This window comes from Salinivibrio sp. IB643, from assembly GCF_001996105.1.
Taxonomy (GTDB): domain Bacteria; phylum Pseudomonadota; class Gammaproteobacteria; order Enterobacterales; family Vibrionaceae; genus Salinivibrio; species Salinivibrio costicola.
On the sequence record NZ_MUFF01000030.1, the window covers coordinates 1 to 15,507 of the forward strand.

Sequence of the window (15,507 nt, forward strand, 5' to 3'; positions counted from 1 at the left end):
CTGTGTAAATATAAAAACCATCATAAATAAGCGTTTTCTTTAGTAATAAAGCACTACATCGATAAATACGATATAAACCGCACTTATTTATCCTTTTTCTGGGTAATTAAATTTAAATTGATACCGATCAAAGACAACGTTAAATATACCCATATCGGTAGGGAGATCATGACGAGACCATTGCCAATTAGTCCGGTATCCTTCCCCTTCTTGAACCTGTTTTATGCTTAGCTCAGGTGATTGCTTCCCCTTTTGATCCCAGTACGCGGAGTGAGGTTTACTCTCTGAAACTAAAGAAAAATATATAGTGTCATTCTTCCTTATCCATTCATACGCGACTTTTTCTTGAGATTGTGATGTGCCACAAAAACCAGTCGCATTCTTACAATCTATAATTGTCAGTCCTGGCGTATAAATGACCGTGCGCCAAAAGAAGGCGATCACTAAAAGTGTAAGCATAACGATAATTTGCGCTAATCGCCCGCGAGTGAGTTTTTCTGCTGCCATGTGTGGCTTTCTCCATGTTACAGAGGTCAAAGTTTTATCAGAAAGAGGGGTAAGCCTCACGAAGTGTGTGGGTTAGCCCCTGTTTTTTAACCAGTATCTACAGTATGATCCTGGTCGAAAATGCCATTTTTACAAAGAAATAGCAACGAAGTGTATAAAGCGGTTAAAAACCGTACGCAGCCGAGCGATTTCGTAAAAAAGGTATGTTAATAGACGAAGCGGAGGCTTCGTCCGTATCAAACGTGAGTGTAGTTAACCAAAAGTGGAAGCATGCAATATGAGCCAAGTTAAGCAGCTTGAACAAGACTACAACTACCGCGTTGTCCGCCAATTTACTCTAACAACCATTTTGTGGGGTATTGTGGGCATGGCGGTAGGTGTACTTATTGCCGCTCAGTTAGTGTGGCCTGCACTGAACTTTGATGTTCCGTATTTGACGTACAGCCGTTTGCGTCCACTGCATACTAACGCAGTGATTTTCGCATTCGGTACCAGTGCGCTGTTTGCAACGTCGTATTATGTTGCACAACGTACTTGTCAAACACGGTTATTCGGAGGGAAGTTAGCAGAGTTCACCTTCTGGGGTTGGCAAGCCATTATCCTTTCAGCAGCTATCTCGTTGCCAATGGGATACACCACCTCCAAAGAGTACGCTGAACTAGAGTGGCCAATCGATATCGCCATTGCGGTGGTATGGGTGGCATACGCTATCGTGTTCTTTGGCACATTAATTAAGCGTAAAACCTCGCATATTTACGTTGCGAACTGGTTCTTCGGTGCCTTTATTCTGACCATTGCTGTCTTGCATATCGTTAACAGCATGGCAATCCCAGTTTCACCGATGAAGTCTTACTCCATTTATGCCGGTGCAGTCGATGCAATGGTACAGTGGTGGTATGGACATAATGCGGTCGGGTTTCTATTGACAGCTGGCTTCCTGGGTATGATGTATTATTTCGTTCCCAAGCAAGCCGGTCGTCCTGTTTATTCCTACCGTTTGTCTATTGTCCACTTTTGGGCGCTGATCTCTCTGTATATCTGGGCGGGACCTCACCACCTTCATTATACGGCTTTGCCTGACTGGACTCAGTCGCTGGGTATGGTGATGTCGCTGATCTTATTTGCGCCTTCTTGGGGCGGTATGATTAACGGTATTATGACCCTCTCTGGCGCATGGCATAAACTACGTTATGACCCGATTCTGCGTTTCTTAATCGTGTCCCTGTCCTTCTATGGTATGTCGACATTTGAAGGGCCGATGATGTCAATCAAAACGGTGAATGCGCTATCGCACTATACCGATTGGACGATTGGCCACGTACACTCTGGTGCGCTCGGCTGGGTTGCGATGGTGTCAATCGGCTCTATCTACCACTTGATTCCAAAACTGTTTGGTCAAGAGCGTATGTACTCCGTTTCACTGGTAAACGTACACTTCTGGCTAGCCACCATTGGTACCGTACTTTACATCGTCGCGATGTGGATTTCTGGTGTCATGCAAGGCTTGATGTGGCGCGCAGTGAATACAGATGGCACATTGACGTACAGCTTTGTGGAGTCATTAGAAGCCTCCTACCCGTTCTATTTTGTCCGCTTTATCGGTGGTGCAATTTTCCTATCAGGCATGTTCTTGATGGCTTACAACGCATATAAAACGATTCGTGCGCCGGAAGCTAGCTTGAAATCGCTTGAGCCTGCGGTGTAAGGAGGACGATTAAATGAGCTCAAATCGCCACGAGATAGTAGAAAAAAACACAGGCTTGCTCGCGATCTTAATCATTGTCGCCATTAGTTTTGGCGCCTTAGTGGAAATCACACCACTGATTTATCAAGAGCAAACCACTGAACCGGTTGATAACCTTCGTCCGTATACAGCCTTAGAGATGGAAGGACGTGACATTTACATCCGTGAAGGCTGTAACGTCTGTCACAGCCAAATGGTTCGTCCATTCCGGGCCGAAACTGAGCGCTATGGTCACTACGGCGTTGCAGGTGAAAGCGTGTGGGAGCATCCATTCTTATGGGGTTCTAAACGTACAGGTCCTGATCTCTCCCGTGTTGGGGATCGGTATTCTGACGAATGGCACCGCGTTCACTTGATTAACCCACGTGACGTCGTGCCTGAATCGAATATGCCTGGTTTCCCATGGCTAGCAGAAAATACGCTAGACGGAGAGACAACGGCTGCGAAGCTTGAAGTGTTCCGCGATCAATTTGGTGTGCCATACACCGATGAAGATATTAAGAACGCAGAAGCCGCGGTTAAAGGCAAAACGGAGATAGAAGCGTTGATTGCTTATCTTCAGTCACTCGGTCACGCAATGAAGTAATAAGGAGGGCCTATGGATATCGGCACCTTTCATAGTATTTGGACCGTGGTCCTATTTGTTAGCTTCATTGGGATCGTTGTTTGGGCTTATAGCAAACGTCGCAAAAAACACTTTGATGAAGCGGCTAACCTGATTTTCGACGAAGAAGAAAAGGGTCAGGATAAGCCCAATAACAAGACAGGAGATAATCGCTAATGAGTACGTTTTGGAGTATCTTCGTAACAGTCATCGTACTCGGCACGATTGCTGGCTGTGCTGCCCTTATCATTTGGACGACCAAAGATAAAATGGGTGTCGCAGAGGGCGATGACATGGGTCACGACTACGATGGTATTCGTGAGCTGAATAACCCACTTCCCAAGTGGTGGTCATACATGTTTTGGGCCACATTGGTATTTGGTTTGGGGTACCTCATCCTTTACCCGGGGTTAGGTAATTTTGCTGGCGTATTAGGTTGGAAGAGCTCTTACCAAAATGTTAGCAACGTTGATGAATCACGCGAGTTAATGGCGAAGGCACAAGAAGCTCAGCACATTAACCAATACGCGATGGAACTCGACGCTGCAGACAAAGTGTTTGGTGAGGCATTCCGTCAACTCGCTTATCAAGAAGATGGCAAGTCACTGCGTCCGATAACACAAATTGCGCGCAATGAAGAAGCCTTAAAGGTTGGCCAACGTTTGTTTAGCCAAAACTGTGCTGCTTGCCATGGGTCGGATGCACGAGGTCAAGCCGGCTTCCCTAACCTAACGGATGATGCTTGGCTATACGGTGGTGAACCTGAAACCATCAAAGCCACTTTGCTCCACGGCCGAAAAGGCAACATGCCCGCTTGGCTAGATACCATGGGCGAAGAGGGTGTCCAAGAAGTTGCCGCTTACGCGTTAAGTTTGTCAGGCCGTAAAGTCGACCCGCAAATGGCTGCAAAAGGTAAAACCCGATTTGTGGTTTGTGCCGCTTGTCATGGAACAGATGGTAAAGGTAACCCTGCTTTCGGTGCGCCGGACTTAACCGACAACATCTGGCTATACGGTGGCTCACGTCGAGCGGTGGAACAAACCATTCGTGGTGGCCGTCAAGGTGTTATGCCCGCATGGGAAGCGCATCTTGGCGAAGAAAAAATTCAGATACTCTCTGCCTATGTATGGCGTTTGAGTAATCCTGAAGTAGAATAGAGACTTACGTATAAACTGGCCCCTGCTTGCAGGGGCTTCCTAATGCTCATCCCAAGGAGCTTCAGATGATAACCCCCTGGTACAAGCAGTTTTGGCCTTGGTTCCTTATCGCCCTACCAGCGACTGTCGTCGTCGCGAGTTTATCTACCTTTGCGTTATTTCAAAAAAATGCGGTTTCTCTTGTTGCGGAAGACTATTACAAGAAAGGAAAAGCCATTAACCTTGATTTATCGAAGTTGAAAGTCGCAGACCAACTTGGTATTTCAGCGCAACTGTCAACGACTGAAGACGCAATTGCCATCGCACTTGATAAAGGGCAACTTGATACATTTCCGACGCTGAAAGTTCACATACAACATCGTACCTTAGAGCGTAAGGACGTAAATGWCATGGTAAACCCAAATCAAGCTGGGATTTATCATATCGATTTGGCCGAGCCTATGTCAGGCCCTTGGTTTATAGAACTGGCATCGTTTGACAAACAGTGGAAGGTCAACGGTCGTATTAATTTCCCTCTCTCGAATACCCTGACGTTAAGCGGTAAACAATAACCATGACGACTCCCTGTTATCACTGTGGTGATCCTGTTTTAACAGGCGACACCTTCCAAGTCGTGATCTTCGATAAACCTCGCCTTATGTGTTGCCCTGGCTGCCAGGCTGTGGCAACCACTATCGTAGACAGTGGTTTGAGCTCTTATTATCAGTATCGTACCGAGAACGCGGATAAAGCAGAGTTGGTGCCAGAGGAGCTTAAATCACTGACTTTGTATGATAACCAAGATATACAACAAGAATTTGTTCGTGATGTTGCCGATCAAAAAGAAGTCCCCCTTTCATTAGATGGCGTTTCTTGCGCGGCCTGTGCATGGCTGATTGAAAAACAATTGCAGAGAACCAAGGGGGTTACCCATATTCAAGTTAACACCACCACAAACCGTGCCCTGGTTCGTTGGGATGATAGCGAAACATCACTGAGTACAATACTCACACGCATTCATCATCTTGGGTATAAGGCTGCCCCTTTTGAAGCGGATAAGCAAGAGCAGCAATACCATCGTAATATGAAGCAATATCTCTATCGGTTAGGGATTGCTGGCCTCGCGACAATGCAGGTGATGATGTTAGCGGTGGCAATGTATTTCGAAGTGTTTGGCGATATGGATGAAACCTTTCGCAACTACTTCCGCTGGATTAGTCTTATCTTTGCCACCCCTGTTCTACTGTATTCCGCCTTACCTTTTTACACTAATGCATGGCGTAATCTAAAAGCCAGAACGCTCGGTATGGATGTCCCCGTTTCGATTGCCCTACTCTTTGCCTATTTCTCGAGCTTATACGCAACGGTAACAGGTAAAGGTGAGGTCTTTTTTGAATCGGTGGCAATGTTCACCTTCTTCTTATTGTTGGGGCGCTTTTTAGAAATGCGCGCCAGGCGTACAGCGGCAGCAGCCAGTGCCAATTTATTGAAATTGGTGCCGAAGATGGCACGTCACCTTACGGGTGAAACCGTTCCAGCCAACAGCTTAAAGGTCGATGATCACGTTCGGGTGTTACCGGGAGAGCCTTTTCCCGCCGATGGGCGAATCCTGTCAGGCAAAACATCAGTAGACGAAGCCATGTTGACCGGAGAGTCGTTGCCACAAACCAAACAAAGCGGTGATACCGTGTATGCCGGCACCATGAATGTTGAGGGCAATGTCGACATCACCGTCATTAATAACCATAAAGAATCGCTCGTCGCGCACATTGTTCGCCTACAAGATGAAGCACAGATGGCAAAGCCCAAAGTCGCTGTTTTGGCGGACCAAATTGCGCGCTATTTTGTCGCTGCTATTCTCATTATTTCTGCATCGACGTGGCTCTATTGGCACTTTTCTCGACCTGATGATGCTTTCTGGATCATGCTGTCGGTGCTCGTTGCAACCTGCCCCTGTGCGCTGTCGTTAGCGACACCTACCGCGTTGACCTGCTCGACGTCAACATTTGGTCAACTCGGCATTATGTTGCGTCGAGGACATGTCTTAGAAACGTTAACCAAAGTGAATCGATTAGTGGTCGATAAAACCGGCACATTAACCGAAGGCACCGTGCAGATCAGTACGATTGAGATCAACAGCGACACGTTGACAGAGCAACAGGTGATCAATATTGCCGCTAGCCTGGAAGCGTTCGCCAATCACCCGATAGCGAACGCATTTCAGGCTCGGGCCACGGAAAAAGTCAACGTCGGCGCTGCCGATAATCATATCGGGCAAGGCGTGAGTGGCACTATCGATGGCCAATATTGGCGCATTGGTAAAGCCAGTTTCGCGTTATCAGACGGGGCTGAAAGCTACCAATCGTATCCGGTCATACTCAGCTGCGATAACAAACCGGTCGCGGCATTCTCGCTTATCGACCCCATCCGGCCCAGTAGTGCCAGATTACTTGCCGCGTTCAAGGACGCGGGCATCCAAACGACAATGTTAACCGGCGATCAGTCACGCAATGTCAAACAAGTCGCTGATGAGCTCGGTATAGACTCTGTTGTATCTGGCGTGTCTCCTCAAGGCAAACTGTCATATCTTCAAAGCCTTGATAGTCGTACAATTACCTTGATGATCGGTGATGGTGTTAATGATGCGCCCGTTTTAGCGGGTGCCCATTTATCCGTTGCCATGGGAGGCGGAACCGATATCGCGAAGGCATCCGCCGATATGGTACTTCTTGGTGATGATTTAGAAAAACTGCTAACTGCAAGACGTCTTGCTCAACAAACGCGACGGATCATTCGAGAAAACTTAGCCTGGGCATTGGGCTACAACGTGACCATTTTGCCTTTGGCTGTCATGGGCTTTGTCGCGCCATATGTTGCTGTGGTCGGAATGTCTGCTAGCTCCATTATTGTGGTGTCTAACTCGCTGCGCCTGCTCAATAAAAAATAAGGATAGCGTTATGGCTAGTTTGTACATCTTGATTCCGATTGCGATCATGCTGGTGTGTGTCGCCGGCGTCGTCTTTATTTGGGCGGTAAAATCCGATCAGTTTGAAGATCTTGAGCGTCAAGGCTCTTCTATTCTTTTCGATGAAGAAGAACCAGAGAAAAAGCCCACTCCTCAGTCAAATGACACTGAGAACACTGACTCGTCACATCATGACAAACGTTGATTTTATCGGTGCATTAGGGATTGGCTTGCTCGGCGCTGGCCACTGCCTCGGTATGTGTGGCGGTGTCGCAGCGGCCATGTCCTTCGGGGTGCCTGCTGAGCGTGCCAAATGGCCCTATATTCTTTTGTACAATTTAGGCCGGATAACCTCTTATATCGTAGCGGGCACACTCATTGGGGGCGCAGTTGCCTCGTTGCTCGCGCTCTCTGACCTCACTCACCACCTTGCCGTATTGCGACTTTTTGCCGCAGTAATGATGCTATTGCTGGCCGCTTATATGGCGCAATTATGGAATGGTCTGAGTTATATTGAGCGTATCGGTAGCAAGCTCTGGCGCTATATTTCGCCTCTTTCTTCTAAGTTGATGCCGTTGCGCTCTCCCCTCTATGCCTACCCTTTTGGTGTGGTGTGGGGCTGGTTACCCTGTGGCCTTGTCTATTCAGCACTCAGTTGGGCTGCCGTTGCGGGAAGTGCGTCTGGCGGCGGATTAGTTATGCTAGGGTTTGGGCTCGGAACGCTACCGGCGATGTTAACGGTTGGCGCGTTTGCAGAACGAATTAAACCAATACTGAATAATCGTCTAGTACGCTTGACATGTGCCATAATGTTGGCAGTTTATGGCCTCTACACCTTACAAGGTGCATTGAAACTCCTTATATAAGGTCGACCTAGCACACGATAATGGTGTAATATGTTAATTGACGTTTTCAAAATCAGGCAGGTGTATGGTGTCGAATAAGATCATCACTCGGCGGGTTCAGTCTGGTGGCTGTGCGATTCATTGTCAGGATTGTAGTATAAGCCAGCTTTGCATTCCCTTTACGTTAAATGAGCAAGAGTTGGATCAACTGGATAGCATCATTGAGCGCAAAAAACCTATTCAGAAAGGCCAAGAATTGTTCAAAGCCGGTGATAATCTTCGAGCGCTCTATGCGATACGCTCAGGAACGGTTAAAACCTATACCATCACTGAGCAAGGTGATGAGCAAATTACGGCTTTCCATCTCGCAGGCGATTTAGTTGGCTTTGATGCCATTAACGATAATGAGCATCCAAGCTTTGCCCAGGCGTTAGAAACATCGATGATTTGCGAAATCCCCTACGATACGCTCGACGATTTATCTGGCAAGATGCCAAAGCTTCGTCAGCAAATCATGCGACTAATGAGCAACGAGATAAAAGGTGATCAAGACATGATCTTGCTTTTATCGAAGAAAACAGCAGAAGAGCGTTTAGCCGCTTTCCTGTATAGCCTTTCAAAACGCTTTGCACAACGTGGGTTTTCACCGCGTGAGTTTCGACTAACCATGACGCGTGGTGACATTGGTAACTATCTGGGTCTAACGGTGGAAACCATTAGTCGTCTATTAGGCCGTTTCCAAAAATCAGAGATTCTCGCGGTAAAGGGTAAATATATTACAGTGTTAGACTTAGAAGAGCTGGCACGCCTTGCTGACGAAGAGTGTTTGGTTTAAGCCTTCTTTGGGTAAATAAGTTGTTAATAAATGGCGCTTTAATGCGCCATTTCTCTTTTTTGCTATCGGAACCATGAATTATTTCGCGCTACCCGGTCAACTAGGTTAAAGTGACAGTAACCGATGCATCTGTGCAAAGGAGGCAGATATGTCCAGGTACAGCAACCTTCTCGTCGTTATTGATCCTTCCCAAGAACAACAACCCGCGTTATCACGTGCGGTCACGCTCAGCCAACGAAGTGATTCTACGGTTAAGCTTACGCTCTTTCTCGCCATTTACGACTTTTCCTATGAAATGACCTCGATGCTTTCGTCTGATGAACGACAAGCCATGCGTCAAGGTGTCATGCACCAGCGTGAAGAATGGATGAATGAGATCATTCAGTCCCACAATGCACAAGACTGTGAGATTGAAAAAGCCGTCGTTTGGCACAACCGCCCTTACGAAGCGATTGTCGAGCGCGTACTCAGTCATCAGCATGATCTTGTCGTCAAAGCGACGCACAAGCACGACACGCTAGGTTCAGTGATTTTTACCCCAACAGACTGGCACTTGCTCCGTAAATGTCCCAACTCTGTGTTATTGGTAAAAGAGCATGGTTGGCCGGATAAAGGTAAAATTGTCGCGTCCGTTCACGTGGCTTCAGAAACAGAAACCCACGCCGAACTCAACGACAAATTAGTCGATGAAGGCAACGTGATGAGTGCGATGCTGGGCGCTGAGCTACACCTTGCGAACGCCTACCCGGCAACACCGGTGAATATTACTATTGAGCTACCTGACTTTGATCCTAGTGCTTATACCGATGCCGTCAGAGGCCACCATCTCACCGCCATGAAGGCACTGCGTCAGCGCCATCACATCGAAGAGACGCGAACCCATGTTCAAGAAGGCTTGCCAGAGGATGTCATTCCTAATATCGCACGAGAGTTAGATGCAGAGTTAGTGATCCTAGGAACAACTGGCCGCACTGGACTATCGGCTGTCTTTATCGGCAACACAGCAGAGCATATGATTGATCAGCTCGACTGCGATCTGCTTGCGATCAAGCCTGATGGATATATCAGTCCGCTCGATCCCCGAGCCAACGACTAAGTCATTGTCACCCGCCCATACAACAGGCAGTGCAGCTCACCGCCTGTTGTTGGCTGTCTTGTTTATATTCATCCCGCCTTTATAGTGACTAGCATTTATAGTCAAAATCCGTATCATACCCGCCATTCATGCACACTGGCAGCTTAATGCGTTTAGACTGCCTGACAACGCGATAGTACTTATGAGCACGCAAGAGCTGAGCAAAGCACAAAAATACGGGTTTAATAAACTGCAAAAGCGCATTCGCCGGAATACAGGTCAAGCCATTGCAGATTTTAATATGATTGAAGATGGCGACCGCATTATGGTTTGCCTTTCAGGCGGGAAAGACAGCTACACCCTACTTGATATGTTGCAAAGTCTGCAAAAAAGTGCCCCTGTCTCGTTCGAGTTAATCGCCGTTAACTTGGATCAAAAACAGCCCGGCTTCCCTGAGCACATTCTCCCCGAGTATTTAGACGAATTAGGGGTCGAATATAAGATTATCGAAGAAGATACCTACTCGATTGTCAAAGAAAAAGTGCCAGAAGGAAAAACTACGTGCTCACTGTGCTCGCGTCTGCGTCGTGGCATTCTATACCGTACGGCGAAAGAGTTAGGCGCTACCAAAATAGCGCTTGGACACCATCGTGATGATATTCTGGAAACCTTGTTTTTAAATATGTTTTACGGTGGCAAACTAAAAGGCATGCCGCCCAAGCTCGTCTCCGATAATGGCGAACACGTTGTGATTCGTCCACTGGCCTATTGTCGCGAAAAAGATATAGAACGTTATTCAGAGCAGAAAGCGTTCCCTATCATTCCTTGTAACCTGTGCGGATCTCAGCCTAACTTGCAACGCCAAGTGATCAAAGACATGTTACAGGGCTGGGACAAACGTTACCCGGGACGCATTGAAACCATGTTCCGCGCGATGCAAAACGTGGTGCCCTCACACCTTGCCGATGCGACATTATTCGACTTTAAATCAGTCGCAGCAGGCATGGCTTATGAAGGTGATGGCGATACCGCATTTGATAAGGAAAGTTTTACTGACCCGGCGCCTGACTCAGAAGCGGTCGTTGAAGTAGACCCTGAATTATCACTCGATATTGTCAATCTCAAGGCATAAGATCACAGTGTGATCACTGAATTACAAAAGCGCTCACTGGTCTAGTGAGCGCTTTTTCTTTCCCTGATCGTTCGAATTTAACCGCCTCTTAGCGTTAACAACCTCTAAGATCAGCAAGCAGTTAACCGTTTTTCGGGAGCCAAGGCGATACTTTAATGGGTGCCTCAGGCAGAGTTAATTTAACCTCTTGCCCAAGGCCGCTAGCATCAATGATAGCTTGATGTTCATCAATGGTATAATCCTGCCCTTCACTGCTGGTTATTTTCCCTGTCGCCGAGGGCGAAAAATGGATCACCACCCCCTGCGTTTTAGGCATAAACCAAGAGGCAAACATCCCACCCAGGTTTTCCATCATGGTATCCATTTGTGGTAGCCAATCGCGAACTTGTTGGCTGGTTAGCGTCTTTCCGACCGGCTTATCCACCAACACTTGGAATGAAATATCACAATTTAGCGTTGATGGTGTTTCAACAAAGACATCGGGATTCACTTTACGCAGCTGGTTATCCAACGGCAACGGCAACGCTTGCGAGGCAGGAATGGTAAATTCCTCATAATGCTCTTTTTTTCGCATCCAAGCTCGTGAGATGGGACAGACCTGACCAGAATCCGCTGATACCATAAAGTACGCCACACCGATATCAGGGTGACCCTCTTCGGTATTGTGCTTTAGTTGGGTAAAGAGTTTGCTATAACTAAAACGGTATGTCTCGGCACTTGCAGGGAAACTGATCATCCCCACTAGCGCCAATACACTGATTACTTTTTTCATCGATACTCCACATACGGGCTTAGCGTGGTTCAGGCATCAAATGTATCCTGGCCTGACGAGGGTGACGACGCGTTTGATTTGTCGGGATTATTCTCGCTTTTTGGTGACACGCTCACTTCGACCCCTACGCCAAACATTTCTCGGTAAATCACGCCTTTAACATTGAAAAGGAAGGGTAACGCCCAAACCAATGCAAAGCCAGCCGTGGCAAAAGAAATGAGAAATAGCACACCCACCACCGCATAAATGGTTGCCATCTGAAACAGCTTTTTGTTTACCGCGCGGAAAGACACACTCAAAGCTTTCATGGGTGTGACACGCTTCTCGCAAATTAATAACGGCGCCATGGAAAAAACCATCGCAACATAAAGGCTAAGCAGCGGAAAAATCAAACTCGCGACACTTTGCAGCGTAGCGGACAAACAAATCACCACAGTGACGGGTAATGCGAAAGCTAACCCTTTTAGCAGATGGCGAGGCTTGGAACGAAAGCCGATCGCATGGCTAAGCCCCATCAAACTTGCCCCAGCATATAAAGGTGCAATCAACACCTCTGACGTGAAGTTAGCTAGCCACACGGAGGAGATCATATCGGTGGTAAGCTCCCGTTGCCCGACAAGCGCCTCAAACAAATGCGAAGGTGCGCCCAGCAACAAAGCAAGCATTAGCATTAGAATACCAATTTGAGTCGCAAATAAGCCCAGCGCCGCGGGTAAGAAAGACCAGAAGTGTTTTAAGGTCTGCGAGAAAGCTTCTTTGATAATCTCAAACGGATCGAGGCGGTAACGGCCATTCAGTGCGGTTTCTATCGACCCGCCCATGTGTATTGCATTATCGTATTCTTGTTGACTCATAATCGTTATCTATCATGACTGATGCACACAGTATATCTGACTGTCGCCCATAGCTAAAAATCATTCTGACAGATCCGGGAAAAATAACCCAAAGTTGTCTGTGTGAGCACTGAAAAGCGTCAAGGATGCTATCCACGCCAGTCATGAAAGGAAATGCATTAAATGGGGAGAAAAATTGCTTTAACTTCGACTTGTGCGCGTCTATTATGCGCCGTCTGTTTTATGGGTACGTATGTACAAGACAATTTGCCAGGTAGAGAGAGAACGAACCATTGAATCACACCCATCTATCTCACAAACCGGTTGTCGAGCTGGCGTCATTAACCAAAAGTTTCGACGGCAAAGAAATTATTTCACGCTTCAATTTAAGCGTGAATGACGGTGAATTTCTCACCATTCTCGGTCCTTCGGGTTGTGGTAAAACAACCGTATTACGCTTAATTGCGGGGCTTGAGGACGCTGACAGCGGCCAGGTTATCATTGACGGTCAAGATGTCACCGATTTGCCTGCCGAACAACGCAACGTCAACACTGTGTTTCAAAGCTATGCCTTATTTCCCCACATGAGTGTGTTTGAAAACGTGGCATTTGGCTTACGTATGCAAGGTGTGAACCGCAATGAGATCGAGCCGCGTGTGATGGAAGCACTTCGCATGGTGCAGCTGGACCACTATGCCTCACGCAAGCCCCACCAGTTGTCAGGCGGTCAGCAGCAGCGTATTGCGATTGCGCGTGCTGTGGTGAATAAACCAAGCGTCTTACTGCTCGACGAATCGCTCTCTGCACTCGATTATAAACTGCGTAAGCAAATGCAAATGGAGCTCAAGCAGCTTCAGCGTAAACTCGGCATTACGTTTATCTTTGTCACCCATGATCAAGAAGAAGCGTTGTCGATGTCTGACCGTATATTGGTCATGCGTGAAGGCGAAATCGAACAAGACGGCTCACCACGTGAGATCTATGAAGAGCCAAAGARCTTGTTTGTCGCCCGGTTTATTGGCGAAATCAATGTCTTTGATGCCACCGTGATTAAACGCATCGATGAAAACCGCATTTGGGCTAGTATTGAATCCCGTGAGTGCGAGGTATTCTGCAACCTTGATGTGAAGCCTGACGATAAGGTCAAGGTATTGCTGCGCCCTGAAGACATTCGCCTACAAGAAATTAGCGATGATGCGGAGCCTAACGGTATTGTCGGCTACGTACGCGAGCGTAACTATAAAGGCATGACCCTGGATTCAGTACTCGAGCTTCCGTCAGGGCAAACCGTGATGGTCAGTGAGTTTTTTAATGAAGACGATCCAGATGTTGATCACTCTCTGAATCAAAAAGTCACCTTGACCTGGGTAGAGAGCTGGGAGGTGGTATTGGCCGATGAAAAAGCTTAATCTTCAAACAGCCATTATTGGTTTGGTGGTCGGCTGGTTGTTGGTATTTGTTTTTTTGCCCAACCTAATGATCATCGTCACCAGTTTTTTAACCCGCGATGACGCCAATCTTATCGAGATGACGTTCACGCTGAGTAACTACGCAAAACTTCTCGATCCTCTCTACGCTAAAGTGGTGTGGCATTCCTTCTACATGGCAGCGTTAGCGACGCTGATTTGTCTGCTTATCGGCTACCCGTTTGCCTTTGTTGTTGCCAAGATGCCCAAAAAAATGCGCCCAATGATGCTCTTTTTAGTCATTGTGCCATTTTGGACTAACTCATTAATCCGCACCTATGGCCTCAAAATCTTTCTGGGCACGAGAGGGTTACTCAATGAAAGCCTAATGTGGCTTGGGATCATTGAGCGCCCTATCCGTATTATGTACACCGAATATGCGGTCATGATCGGTCTCGTTTATATCTTGCTGCCGTTTATGATTCTGCCGTTGTACTCCAGCATTGAAAAACTGGATAACAGCTACTTAGAGGCGGCACGCGATCTGGGCGCCAACAAGTTACAATGCTTCTTGCGCGTGATCTTACCACTTACTACGCCAGGCATTATTGCCGGTAGTTTACTGGTGATTCTTCCAGCCCTCGGCATGTTCTACGTCTCTGACTTATTAGGTGGGGCGAAAAACCTATTGATCGGTAACGTGATTAAGAGCCAAATCCTCAATGTTCGCGATTGGCCATTTGGTTCCGCGGCCAGTATTTCTCTGACGGTGCTCATGGGGCTGCTGCTATTTGCCTATTGGCGTGTGGGGAAATGGATGAATCGTAAGGAGGCATTATCATGAATCGCTTTGTTAAAGGCAGCTTCCTCTCTTTGGTTTATGCTTTTTTATATATCCCAATTCTGATTTTGATCGTCAATTCGTTCAACGCGAGCAAGTTTGGGATGAGTTGGAAAGGCTTTACTTGGCAATGGTATGAAGAACTTGTCAATAATCATAGCCTGATGCAAGCCGCGGGGAACTCACTGACCATTGCTATTTTTTCTGCTAGTGCGGCCGCTATTATAGGTAGCTTAACCGCGGTAGCACTGTTTCGTTATCGCTTTCGCGGCAAGCAGTTTGTCAATGGTATGCTGTTCGTGGTGATGATGTCGCCCGATATCGTGATGGCTATCTCGCTGTTGGCGCTCTTTATCTTAATGGGCGCACAATTAGGATTTTTGACCTTGCTGCTGTCACACATTACTTTTTGCCTGCCATTTGTAGTCGTAACGGTTTACAGCCGCTTAAATGGTTTTGATGTCAAAATGCTTGAAGCCGCACGTGACTTAGGCGCGAGCGAATGGGTTATTTTGACCAAAATCATCCTACCGCTTGCCGCTCCCGCGGTTGCAGCGGGTTGGTTACTAAGCTTCACCTTGTCACTGGATGATGTCATCGTCAGCTCTTTTGTCACCGGGCCAGGTTATGAAATATTGCCGCTCAAAGTTTACTCCATGGTAAAAGTCGGCGTGTCGCCAGAAATTAACGCCCTTGCCACCGTTATGCTGATTGTGTCACTCGTGCTGGTCATGTGCTCACAATGGCTAGCCAACGATCGACTAAAATAATCCATTCCCCAGGGCAGTTGACAGGTCAGCCGCCCTCCTTTT

17 protein-coding genes are annotated in these 15,507 nt (G+C 47.3%); 14 read left to right on the plus strand and 3 right to left on the minus strand.

Annotated elements, in window-relative coordinates; all coding sequences use genetic code 11:
- Nucleotides 1–87 precede the first annotated feature (87 nt).
- Complete coding sequence (locus BZG77_RS12120) at nt 88–507, minus strand: hypothetical protein (protein ID WP_077647424.1); 420 nt, start codon at nt 505–507, stop codon at nt 88–90.
- Nucleotides 508–784: 277 nt separating this feature from the next.
- Between BZG77_RS12120 and ccoN the strand changes: the two genes are divergently transcribed.
- The 11 genes from ccoN (at nt 785) to ttcA (ending at nt 10,843) form a co-directional block, all read left to right on the plus strand.
- Nucleotides 785–2,212, plus strand: a complete 1,428-nt coding sequence (gene ccoN / locus BZG77_RS12125) for a cytochrome-c oxidase, cbb3-type subunit I (RefSeq protein ID WP_077460527.1) — start codon at nt 785–787, stop codon at nt 2,210–2,212.
- 13 nt (nt 2,213–2,225) lie between these two features.
- Complete coding sequence (gene ccoO, locus BZG77_RS12130; RefSeq protein WP_077460526.1) at nt 2,226–2,837, plus strand: cytochrome-c oxidase, cbb3-type subunit II; 612 nt, start codon at nt 2,226–2,228, stop codon at nt 2,835–2,837.
- A gap of 12 nt (nt 2,838–2,849) precedes the next feature.
- Nucleotides 2,850–3,032 (plus strand): cbb3-type cytochrome oxidase subunit 3, encoded by a 183-nt coding sequence (locus BZG77_RS12135; RefSeq protein ID WP_077460525.1) that lies wholly within the window; start codon nt 2,850–2,852, stop codon nt 3,030–3,032.
- Nucleotides 3,032–4,012, plus strand: coding sequence for a cytochrome-c oxidase, cbb3-type subunit III (gene ccoP, locus BZG77_RS12140; protein ID WP_077647425.1), 981 nt, complete (start codon nt 3,032–3,034; stop codon nt 4,010–4,012). Before BZG77_RS12135 ends, ccoP begins: the two co-directional genes overlap by 1 nt.
- Nucleotides 4,013–4,077: 65 nt before the next feature.
- Nucleotides 4,078–4,563, plus strand: coding sequence for a FixH family protein (locus BZG77_RS12145; protein WP_077647426.1), 486 nt, complete (start codon nt 4,078–4,080; stop codon nt 4,561–4,563).
- 2 nt (nt 4,564–4,565) lie between these two features.
- Entirely contained in the window at nt 4,566–6,938 is a 2,373-nt protein-coding gene (locus BZG77_RS12150) for a heavy metal translocating P-type ATPase (RefSeq protein WP_077647427.1), read from the plus strand.
- A 10-nt stretch (nt 6,939–6,948) separates the two neighbouring features.
- A complete protein-coding gene (ccoS, locus tag BZG77_RS12155) occupies nt 6,949–7,161 on the plus strand; it encodes a cbb3-type cytochrome oxidase assembly protein CcoS (RefSeq protein WP_021023204.1) in 213 nt (70 codons plus the stop codon).
- Nucleotides 7,148–7,822, plus strand: a complete 675-nt coding sequence (locus BZG77_RS12160) for a sulfite exporter TauE/SafE family protein (RefSeq protein WP_077576005.1) — start codon at nt 7,148–7,150, stop codon at nt 7,820–7,822. Before ccoS ends, BZG77_RS12160 begins: the two co-directional genes overlap by 14 nt.
- 64 nt (nt 7,823–7,886) lie before the next feature.
- The gene (locus BZG77_RS12165; protein WP_077460521.1) at nt 7,887–8,636 is read left to right on the plus strand and encodes an FNR family transcription factor; all 750 of its coding nucleotides are present in this window, start codon (nt 7,887–7,889) and stop codon (nt 8,634–8,636) included.
- Nucleotides 8,637–8,784: 148 nt separating this feature from the next.
- On the plus strand, nt 8,785–9,732 hold the full coding sequence (gene uspE / locus BZG77_RS12170; RefSeq protein WP_077647428.1) for a universal stress protein UspE: 948 nt from the start codon (nt 8,785–8,787) through the stop codon (nt 9,730–9,732).
- A 181-nt stretch (nt 9,733–9,913) separates the two neighbouring features.
- Entirely contained in the window at nt 9,914–10,843 is a 930-nt protein-coding gene (gene ttcA / locus BZG77_RS12175; protein ID WP_021023200.1) for a tRNA 2-thiocytidine(32) synthetase TtcA, read from the plus strand.
- A 121-nt stretch (nt 10,844–10,964) separates the two neighbouring features.
- Here the strand turns inward: ttcA and BZG77_RS12180 are convergent, their stop codons facing one another.
- Both BZG77_RS12180 and BZG77_RS12185 read right to left on the minus strand, forming a co-directional pair.
- Nucleotides 10,965–11,615 carry a DUF2987 domain-containing protein gene (locus BZG77_RS12180; protein WP_077647429.1) on the minus strand — a complete coding sequence of 217 codons (651 nt, stop codon included), beginning with the start codon at nt 11,613–11,615 and terminating at the stop codon, nt 10,965–10,967.
- A 29-nt stretch (nt 11,616–11,644) separates the two neighbouring features.
- On the minus strand, nt 11,645–12,469 hold the full coding sequence (locus BZG77_RS12185; RefSeq protein ID WP_077647430.1) for a hypothetical protein: 825 nt from the start codon (nt 12,467–12,469) through the stop codon (nt 11,645–11,647).
- Nucleotides 12,470–12,741: 272 nt separating this feature from the next.
- On the opposite strand from BZG77_RS12185, the gene potA reads away from it, so the two are divergent.
- The 3 genes from potA to potC are packed head-to-tail and all read left to right on the plus strand — an operon-like array spanning nt 12,742 to nt 15,465.
- The gene (potA, locus tag BZG77_RS12190) at nt 12,742–13,857 is read left to right on the plus strand and encodes a spermidine/putrescine ABC transporter ATP-binding protein PotA (protein ID WP_077647431.1); all 1,116 of its coding nucleotides are present in this window, start codon (nt 12,742–12,744) and stop codon (nt 13,855–13,857) included.
- Complete coding sequence (gene potB / locus BZG77_RS12195; protein ID WP_077647432.1) at nt 13,844–14,698, plus strand: spermidine/putrescine ABC transporter permease PotB; 855 nt, start codon at nt 13,844–13,846, stop codon at nt 14,696–14,698. Before potA ends, potB begins: the two co-directional genes overlap by 14 nt.
- Entirely contained in the window at nt 14,695–15,465 is a 771-nt protein-coding gene (gene potC, locus BZG77_RS12200; RefSeq protein ID WP_077647433.1) for a spermidine/putrescine ABC transporter permease PotC, read from the plus strand. Before potB ends, potC begins: the two co-directional genes overlap by 4 nt.
- The last annotated feature ends 42 nt before the right edge of the window (nt 15,466–15,507 follow it).